General features: G+C 61.1%; 9 protein-coding genes. All 9 read right to left on the reverse strand.

Annotated features, from left to right (window positions below):
• Position 1: 1 nt before the first annotated feature.
• Positions 2-316 (reverse strand): 50S ribosomal protein L23, encoded by a 315-nt coding sequence (gene rplW, locus WS75_RS31110; protein WP_004199275.1) that lies wholly within the window; start codon positions 314-316, stop codon positions 2-4.
• A complete protein-coding gene (gene rplD / locus WS75_RS31115; protein ID WP_006477192.1) occupies positions 313-933 on the reverse strand; it encodes a 50S ribosomal protein L4 in 621 nt (206 codons plus the stop codon). Before rplD ends, rplW begins: the two co-directional genes overlap by 4 nt.
• Positions 933-1583, reverse strand: a complete 651-nt coding sequence (gene rplC / locus WS75_RS31120; protein WP_006752926.1) for a 50S ribosomal protein L3 — start codon at positions 1581-1583, stop codon at positions 933-935. The genes rplD and rplC overlap by 1 nt, the downstream gene beginning before the upstream one ends.
• Positions 1584-1761: 178 nt before the next feature.
• Complete coding sequence (gene rpsJ, locus WS75_RS31125) at positions 1762-2073, reverse strand: 30S ribosomal protein S10 (protein WP_004199280.1); 312 nt, start codon at positions 2071-2073, stop codon at positions 1762-1764.
• A gap of 286 nt (positions 2074-2359) precedes the next feature.
• Positions 2360-3550 carry an elongation factor Tu gene (tuf, locus tag WS75_RS31130; protein ID WP_011882996.1) on the reverse strand — a complete coding sequence of 397 codons (1191 nt, stop codon included), beginning with the start codon at positions 3548-3550 and terminating at the stop codon, positions 2360-2362.
• A gap of 42 nt (positions 3551-3592) precedes the next feature.
• Complete coding sequence (gene fusA / locus WS75_RS31135) at positions 3593-5695, reverse strand: elongation factor G (RefSeq protein ID WP_059535572.1); 2103 nt, start codon at positions 5693-5695, stop codon at positions 3593-3595.
• A gap of 123 nt (positions 5696-5818) precedes the next feature.
• Complete coding sequence (gene rpsG, locus WS75_RS31140; protein ID WP_034209730.1) at positions 5819-6289, reverse strand: 30S ribosomal protein S7; 471 nt, start codon at positions 6287-6289, stop codon at positions 5819-5821.
• A gap of 172 nt (positions 6290-6461) precedes the next feature.
• Positions 6462-6842 carry a 30S ribosomal protein S12 gene (gene rpsL, locus WS75_RS31145; protein ID WP_006400662.1) on the reverse strand — a complete coding sequence of 127 codons (381 nt, stop codon included), beginning with the start codon at positions 6840-6842 and terminating at the stop codon, positions 6462-6464.
• Between the two features lie 227 nt (positions 6843-7069).
• Positions 7070-8917, reverse strand: coding sequence for a DNA helicase RecQ (gene recQ / locus WS75_RS31150; RefSeq protein WP_059686553.1), 1848 nt, complete (start codon positions 8915-8917; stop codon positions 7070-7072).
• Positions 8918-8929: the final 12 nt, after the last annotated feature.

Consider the following 8929-nt stretch of genomic DNA (forward strand, 5'->3'; position numbering starts at 1 on the left):
ATTACTTGGCCTCCGCTTCAAAGTTGATTTCCTGGCCGGGCTTCAGGCAAACGTACGCCTTCTTCACGTCCTTGCGACGGCCCATCGAACGGCCGAAGCGCTTTTGCTTGCCCTTCTGAACCAGCACGTTGACCGAATCAACTTCAACCTTGAACAGCAGCTCGACAGCCGCCTTCACTTCCTGCTTCGTGGCATCCGGTGCGACTTCGAACACGACTTGCTCGTTCTTGTCGGCAACCAGCGTCGCCTTTTCCGAGATCACCGGTGCGAGCAGGACCTGCATCAAACGATGATCGTTCTTGCGAATCTCGCTCATGACAGCAACTCCTCGATCTGGGCGACCGCAGCCTTCGTGACCAGCACTTTCTTGAAGTAGATCAGCGACAGCGGGTCAGCGTAGCGCGGCTCGACAATCGCCACGTGCGGCAGGTTGCGCGAAGCCAGGTACAGGTTCTCGTCGACCGTGTCCGTAATGATCAGCACGGAGTCGAGACCCATGGTCTTGAATTTGTCAGCCAGCAGCTTGGTCTTCGGCGCTTCGAGGATGATGTCCTCGACGACCGACAGACGACCTTCACGGGCCAGCTGCGAGAAGATCGAGCAGAGACCTGCGCGATGCATCTTCTTGTTGACCTTGTGCGAGAAGTTTTCTTCCGGCGAGTTCGGGAAGATGCGACCACCGCCACGCCACAGCGGGCTCGACGACATACCGGCACGAGCGCGGCCCGTACCCTTCTGACGCCACGGCTTCTTGGTGGTGTGCTTGACTTGCTCACGGTCCTTCTGTGCGCGGTTACCTTGGCGAGCATTCGCCTGGTACGCGACGACGACCTGGTGGATCAGCGCTTCGTTGTAGTCACGACCGAACACGACGTCCGACGCGTTGACCACTGCACCTTCCTGACCATTTTCGTTCAGGAGCTTGAGTTCCATTATTTCGCCCCCTTGGTCTTGACGGCCGGCGTCACGAAAACCTTGCCGCCCTTCGCGCCCGGAATCGCGCCCTTGACGAGCAGCAGCTTGCGCTCTGCGTCGATACGAGCGATTTCGAGGTTCTGCACCGTCACCGTAACATCACCGAGGTGACCCGTCATGCGCTTACCCGGGAAAACGCGACCCGGATCCTGCGCCATACCGATCGAGCCCGGCACGTTGTGCGAGCGCGAGTTACCGTGGGTAGCACGGCCGGAGGAGAAGTTGTAACGCTTGATCGTACCAGCGTAGCCCTTACCGATCGACACGCCTTGCACGTCGACCTTCTGGCCCACTTCGAAAAGATCAGCACCGACCACGGCGCCATTCGACAGCTCTGCTGCCTTGGCCGCGTCAATGCGGAATTCCTTGAGGATTTCACCGGCTTCGACACCGGCTTTGGCGAGATGACCTGCCAGCGGCTTCGTCACGCGCGATGCGCGGCGGGAGCCGAATGCAACCTGCACGGCCGTGTAGCCGTCGGTTTCAACAGTCTTGATCTGCGTCACGCGGTTGTCCGACACGTCCAGCACGGTGACGGGAATCGAATCCCCTTCAGCCGTGAAGATACGGGTCATGCCAACCTTGCGACCTACGAGTCCAAGGCTCATCATTTTCTCCATTCCCGACTGCGATTGGTCGGGGCTGATTTACAAAATGCCGGGCACGCAAGGCCCAACTTTTTTACGCGAATACGCGAAAAGCCAAGCAGTATAGCCCGACTTCTCGATTTCCGCAAGCAATACAAAGACTTAGCACCACCCGGCAATCCGGATCGCGCCGAAAGCCTTACTGCAGCTTGATTTCCACGTCGACGCCAGCCGGCAGATCGAGCTTCATCAGCGCGTCAACCGTCTTGTCGGTCGGATCGACGATGTCCATCAGGCGCTGGTGGGTGCGGATTTCGAGCTGATCGCGCGACGTCTTGTTGACGTGCGGCGAGCGCAGGATGTCAAAACGCTGAATGCGCGTCGGCAGCGGCACCGGGCCACGGACGATTGCGCCAGTCCGCTTCGCGGTATCGACGATTTCGGCAGCCGATTGATCGATCAGACGATAGTCGAAAGCCTTCAGGCGAATGCGGATTTTCTGTTGCTGCATGACGATTCCTTGAAAAGAGCGAGGCGATGTTGCATCGCCGGACACTAAAAGAACGCGAAACCTGTTGCCTGCGGGGAGCGAGGCGCCAGCTTCCGAACGGTACTTCCACTGCTAAGCCCGCGATTCTACACGAAAAATCGGAGTGGTGGTGTGCGTTTGTCAATACCGCAACGCGCACGCCACAAAGACAAAACCGGGTGCCAGATCAAACTGGACACCCGGTTTCGACGGTACGACTGCCTACCGTGGAATCGCGGACCCCGGAGGGATCCGCGGATCGTCGATGTTACTCGATGATCTTGGCGACGACGCCGGCGCCGACGGTACGGCCACCTTCGCGGATTGCGAAGCGCAGACCTTCTTCCATCGCGATCGGAGCGATCAGCTTCACCGTGATCGACACGTTGTCGCCCGGCATCACCATTTCCTTGTCCTTCGGCAGTTCGATCGAGCCCGTCACGTCCGTCGTACGGAAGTAGAACTGCGGACGGTAGTTGTTGAAGAACGGCGTGTGACGGCCGCCTTCGTCCTTGCTCAGCACGTACACTTCAGCCGTGAAGTGCGTGTGCGGCGTGATCGAACCCGGCTTCGCCAGAACCTGGCCACGCTCCACGTCTTCACGCTTCGTGCCGCGCAGCAGGATACCGACGTTGTCGCCTGCCTGACCTTGGTCCAGCAGCTTGCGGAACATTTCAACGCCCGTGCAGGTCGTCTTCACCGTCGGCTTGATACCGACGATTTCGATTTCCTCGCCGACCTTCACGATGCCGCGCTCGACACGACCCGTCACCACCGTACCACGGCCCGAGATCGAGAACACGTCTTCCACCGGCATCAGGAACGCGCCGTCAACTGCACGCTCCGGCGTCGGGATGTACGTGTCCAGTGCGTCGGCCAGGTTCATGATCGCCACTTCGCCCAGCTCGCCCGTGTCGCCTTCCAGCGCCAGCTTAGCCGAACCCTTCACGATCGGCGTGTCGTCGCCCGGGAAGTCGTACTTCGACAGGAGTTCGCGAACTTCCATCTCGACCAGCTCGAGCAGTTCAGCGTCGTCCACCATGTCGCACTTGTTCAGGAACACGATGATGTACGGAACGCCAACCTGACGCGCCAGCAGGATGTGCTCACGCGTTTGCGGCATCGGGCCGTCTGCTGCCGAGCAAACCAGGATCGCGCCGTCCATCTGCGCTGCGCCCGTGATCATGTTCTTCACATAGTCAGCGTGGCCCGGGCAGTCGACGTGTGCGTAGTGGCGGTTTGCCGTTTCGTACTCGACGTGTGCCGTGTTGATCGTGATGCCGCGCGCCTTTTCTTCCGGTGCCGCGTCGATCTGGTCGTACGCCTTCGCTTCGCCGCCGAACTTCTTCGTCAGAACCGTCGTGATCGCTGCCGTCAGCGTCGTCTTGCCGTGGTCAACGTGACCAATCGTACCAACGTTGACGTGCGGCTTGGTCCGCTCAAACTTTTCTTTTGCCATGATTCTCTTCTTTCAAAAAATAATCAGTTGGTAGCTACAGATTTACTTCGACTTCGCGCTGATGATCGCTTCGGCGACGTTACGCGGAGCTTCAGCGTAGTGCTTGAACTCCATCGTGTACGTTGCACGACCTTGCGTCAGCGAGCGCAGCGACGTCGAGTAACCGAACATTTCCGACAGCGGCACTTCGGCGCGAACGATCTTGCCGCCGCCAACCATGTCTTCCATGCCCTGGACGATGCCGCGACGGCCCGACAGGTCGCCCATCACGTTGCCCATGTAGTCTTCCGGCGTCTCGACTTCGACAGCCATCATCGGCTCGAGGACGACCGGGTTCGCCTTGCGCATCGCTTCCTTGAACGCCATCGAACCGGCCATGCGGAACGCGTTTTCGTTCGAGTCAACGTCGTGGTACGAACCGAACGTCAGGTGAACCTTCACGTCGACGACCGGGAAGCCAGCCAGCACGCCCGACTTCAGCGTGTCCTGGATACCCTTGTCGACCGCCGGGATGTATTCACGCGGAATCACACCACCCTTGATCTCGTCGAAGAACTCGTAGCCCTTGCCTTGTTCGTTCGGCTCGAGCGTGATGACCGCGTGACCGTACTGGCCGCGACCACCCGACTGCTTGACGAACTTGCCGTCGACATCCTTCGCCGTCGAGCGGATCGTTTCGCGGTATGCAACCTGCGGCTTGCCGACGGTTGCTTCCACGCCGAATTCACGCTTCATCCGGTCGACCAGAATTTCGAGGTGGAGCTCGCCCATGCCCGAAATGATGGTCTGGCCCGACTCTTCGTCGGTCTGCACGCGGAACGACGGGTCTTCCTGCGCCAGACGGTTCAGCGCGAGGCCCATCTTTTCCTGGTCAGCCTTGGTCTTCGGCTCGACAGCCTGCGAAATCACCGGCTCCGGGAACACCATGCGCTCGAGAACGATCGGGTTCGCCGGGTCGCACAGCGTGTCGCCCGTGGTCGCTTCCTTCAGGCCGACCGCAGCAGCGATGTCGCCTGCACGGACTTCCTTGATTTCTTCACGCTGGTTCGCGTGCATCTGCAGAATACGGCCGAGGCGTTCCTTCTTGCCCTTGGTCGAGTTCAGCAGCGTGTCGCCCGAGTTGACGACGCCCGAGTACACACGGAAGAAGATCAGCTGGCCGACGAACGGGTCGGTCATGATCTTGAACGCGAGCGACGAGAACTTCTCGTCGTCCGACGCCTTGCGCTCTGCTTCTTCACCGTTTTCGAGTTCACCCTTGACCGGCGGGATGTCGACCGGCGACGGCAGGAAGTCGATCACGGCGTCGAGCATACGCTGCACGCCCTTGTTCTTGAACGCGGTACCGCACAGCATCGGCTGGATTTCGCACGCGATCGTACGGTCGCGCAGAGCCTTGACGATGTCGGCTTCCGGCAGATCGCCTTCTTCCAGGTACTTGTTCATCAGGTCTTCGCTGGCTTCAGCAGCCACTTCGACCATCTTTTCGCGCCATTCCTTGCAGGTCTCGGCGAGCTCGGCCGGGATGTCGACGTAGTCGAATTTCGTGCCTTGCGACGCTTCGTCCCAAATGATCGCCTTCATCTTGATCAGGTCGACCACGCCCTTGAAGTTTTCTTCCGAGCCGATCGGCACCACGACCGGAACCGGATTCGCCTTCAGGCGCAGACGGAGCTGGTCGTAGACCTTGAAGAAGTTCGCGCCGGTACGGTCCATCTTGTTGACGAACGCGAGACGGGGCACCTTGTACTTGTTAGCCTGGCGCCACACCGTTTCCGACTGCGGCTGCACGCCGCCCACTGCGCAGTACACCATGCACGCGCCGTCGAGCACGCGCATCGAGCGCTCCACTTCGATCGTGAAGTCGACGTGGCCCGGGGTATCGATGATGTTGATGCGGTGTTCCGGATAGTTGCCGCCCATGCCCTTCCAGAAGGCCGTGGTAGCAGCGGACGTGATCGTGATGCCACGCTCCTGTTCCTGCTCCATCCAGTCCATCGTTGCTGCGCCGTCGTGGACTTCACCGATCTTGTGGTTCACACCGGTGTAAAACAGAATGCGCTCGGTCGTCGTCGTCTTGCCGGCGTCGATGTGAGCGCTAATACCGATATTGCGGTAGCGCTCGATAGGAGTCTTGCGAGCCACTTTGATCCTCTACTGGGATAACACGATGCAGCCCTGCTGCATCATGCTTCAACACAAACGGGCGAGGCGCCTGAAAAGCGCACCCGCCCGGAATTTATTTCCGCAAACAGCCCAGCCAGGCGCTTAGAAACGGAAATGCGAGAACGCGCGGTTGGCTTCTGCCATGCGGTGAACTTCATCGCGCTTCTTCATCGCGCCGCCACGGCCTTCAGCCGCTTCGGTGAGTTCGCCTGCCAGACGCAGAGCCATCGACTTCTCGCTGCGCTTCTTCGCAGCCTCACGCAGCCAGCGCATCGCCAATGCCATACGACGCGACGGGCGCACTTCGACCGGAACCTGATAGTTGGCACCACCAACGCGACGGCTCTTCACTTCGACCACCGGCTTCACGTTGTTGAGCGCAACGGTGAACACTTCCAGCGGGTCCTTGCCACCCTTGGTCTGGATTTGTTCGAATGCGCCATAAACGATGCGCTCTGCGACCGACTTCTTGCCGGACAGCATCAGCATGTTCATGAACTTGGCTACATCAACGTTGCCGAACTTCGGATCCGGCAACACTTCCCGCTTGGGGACTTCGCGACGACGCGGCATGATTCTTCCTTTACCTGTTCAGTTGGAGCTGAATTCAGCCCCGCGGCCACCAACAAACCCGATCACATCTTCACGACTAACCAGCTTGGCCGGGTGACCACTTACTCGACAGCACCGGCAATCCGGCACTCCCGCCTTGACCGCCCTGCGGCGATCCCTGATCAAAAACTGCTTACTTGGCAGCCTTTGCACGCTTCGCGCCGTACTTCGAGCGCGCTTGCTTACGGTCCTTGACGCCCTGGGTATCCAGCGAGCCGCGAACCATGTGGTAACGCACACCCGGCAAGTCCTTCACACGGCCGCCGCGGATCAGCACAACCGAGTGTTCCTGCAGGTTGTGGCCTTCACCGCCGATGTACGAAATCACTTCGAAGCCGTTCGTCAGACGAACCTTGGCGACCTTACGGAGTGCCGAGTTCGGCTTCTTCGGCGTCGTCGTGTACACACGGGTGCACACGCCGCGACGCTGGGGGCAGTCCTGCAGGGCCGGGCTCTTGCTCTTCGTCGTTTCCGACTGACGGCCTTTGCGAACCAGTTGGTTGATGGTTGGCATTGTTTATTCCTGAAATTGAACAAAATCTGCACATCGATTTCGGGCAAAGCGAGAATCGACGCACAGTTGATTTCCGAACTGGCGATACGGACACGAACTTTCGAACGCGGCTCGGCCCACCGAATACCGGAACCCAGCATCATATGCCGGAAATGCCAACTAAGTCAACGGCTTGCGTGATTTGCCAGCCGTGCGGGCGGTTTACCGGAAGGGTCGGAACACCTGTGTCATGCCGATTCGACGACGTCGATGATCTCGTCGCCGAAGCGTTCGAGCTTGCGCACACCCATGCCGGGAATATGGCGCAGGTCGTCGATCGTCTCCGGCGCGTTGCGCGCGATTTCGGCCAGCGTCGCGTCGTGGAAGATCACGTAGGCCGGCACGCCGTCGGACTTCGCGGTTTCCGCGCGCCACGCGCGCAGCGCATCCCAACGTGCGCGCTCGCGCGTGCCCATGCCGGCCGTCGGGTCGACCCGCGTGCCACTGCGGCTCGACGACTGGCGCGTGCGCTGCGGCTTCACGTAGCGGCGCAGCGTGACCTTCTCCTCGTTCTTCAGCACCGGCTTCGCGGCCTCGGTCAGCATCAGCGCGCCGAAGCCGCCATGATCGACCGCCAGATAGCCATACGCCACGAGCTGCCGGAAAATCGCGCGCCACTCGGGCTCGGAAAGCGACGCGCCAATCCCGAACGTACTGAGCTGGTCGTGGCCGCGCTGCAGCACCTTCTCGGTGCGGCCGCCGCGCAGGATCTCGATCAGATGGCTCGAGCCGAAATTGAAGCCGCTCGCGCGCTGCGCGCGGAATACGCACGACAGCGCCATCTGCGCCTCGCGCGTCGCGTCCCACGAATCGGGCGGTTCGAGGCACGTGTCGCAGTTGCCGCACGGGCGGCTCGCCTCGCCGAAGTAGTTCAGAAGCCGCACGCGCCGGCACGAGATCGTCTCGCACAGTCCGAGCAGCGCATCGAGCTTCGCCGTCTGCACGCGCTTGTGCGCGTCGTCCGCATCGGACTCGTCGATCATCTTGCGCTGCTGGACGACGTCGCCGAGCCCATACGCCATCCACGCGTTTGCCGGCATCCCGTCGCGACCCGCACGGCCGGTTTCCTGGTAGTAGCCTTCGACGCTCTTCGGCAAATCGAGGTGGGCGACGAAGCGCACGTCCGGCTTGTCGATGCCCATGCCGAACGCGATGGTCGCGCACATCACGATGCCTTCCTCTCGCTGGAACATTTCCTGGTGCTTCTGCCGCACCTCGAACTCCATCCCCGCGTGATACGGCAGCGCACGCACGCCCTGTGCCTTGAGCCATTCGGCCGTTTCCTCGACCTTGCGGCGCGACAGGCAGTAGACGACACCGGCGTCGGTCGTGCCGTCGGCATTCGTGTGCTCGGCGCGGATGAAATCGAGCAACTGCGAACGCGCATTGTCCTTTTCGACGATCCGGTAGCGGATGTTCGGGCGGTCGAAGCTCGACACGAACACGCGTGCGTCGTCGAGCGCGAGACGATGGATGATCTCGTCGCGCGTGATCGCATCGGCCGTCGCGGTCAGCGCGATACGCGGCACCGACGGGAACCGCTCGTGCAGCACCGACAGCTGAATGTATTCCGGGCGGAAATCGTGCCCCCATTGCGACACGCAGTGCGCTTCGTCGATCGCGAACAGGCCGATCTTCGCGCGCTCGAGCAGGTCGAGGAAGCGCCCCGTCATCAGGCGCTCCGGCGCGACGTACAACAGGTCGATTTCGCCTTCGCGCAACGCGCGCTCGGTGGCCGCGGCCTCGGCGCCCGACAGCGTCGAGTTCAGGTAGGCCGCGCGCACGCCGACTTCGCTCAACGCCGCGACCTGGTCCTGCATCAGCGCGATCAGCGGCGATACCACGATGCCGGCGCCCTGCCCGGCCTCGCGGCGCAGCAGCGCCGGAATCTGGTAGCACAGCGATTTGCCGCCGCCCGTCGGCATTAGCACGAGGCAATCGCCGCCGCCGGCGACGTGTTCGACGATCTCGCCCTGCTGGCCGCGAAATGCGGAATAACCAAAGACTTCGTCGAGAATTTCGAGGGCGCGGGACATGAATGATGAGAA

Origin of the sequence: Burkholderia sp. FL-7-2-10-S1-D7 (assembly GCF_001524185.1) — a bacterium.
GTDB classification, from domain to species: Bacteria; Pseudomonadota; Gammaproteobacteria; order Burkholderiales; family Burkholderiaceae; genus Burkholderia; species Burkholderia diffusa.

What these genes read in the sequence shown, in the direction of transcription:
- rplW (WP_004199275.1), bottom strand. Translation starts at nt 316, where the DNA reads ATGAGCGAGATTCGCAAGAACGATCATCGTTTGATGCAGGTCCTGCTC.
- rplD (WP_006477192.1), bottom strand. Translation starts at nt 933, where the DNA reads ATGGAACTCAAGCTCCTGAACGAAAATGGTCAGGAAGGTGCAGTGGTC.
- rplC (WP_006752926.1), bottom strand. Translation starts at nt 1,583, where the DNA reads ATGAGCCTTGGACTCGTAGGTCGCAAGGTTGGCATGACCCGTATCTTC.
- rpsJ (WP_004199280.1), bottom strand. Translation starts at nt 2,073, where the DNA reads ATGCAGCAACAGAAAATCCGCATTCGCCTGAAGGCTTTCGACTATCGT.
- tuf (WP_011882996.1), bottom strand. Translation starts at nt 3,550, where the DNA reads ATGGCAAAAGAAAAGTTTGAGCGGACCAAGCCGCACGTCAACGTTGGT.
- rpsG (WP_034209730.1), bottom strand. Translation starts at nt 6,289, where the DNA reads ATGCCGCGTCGTCGCGAAGTCCCCAAGCGGGAAGTGTTGCCGGATCCG.
- rpsL (WP_006400662.1), bottom strand. Translation starts at nt 6,842, where the DNA reads ATGCCAACCATCAACCAACTGGTTCGCAAAGGCCGTCAGTCGGAAACG.
- recQ (WP_059686553.1), bottom strand. Translation starts at nt 8,917, where the DNA reads ATGTCCCGCGCCCTCGAAATTCTCGACGAAGTCTTTGGTTATTCCGCA.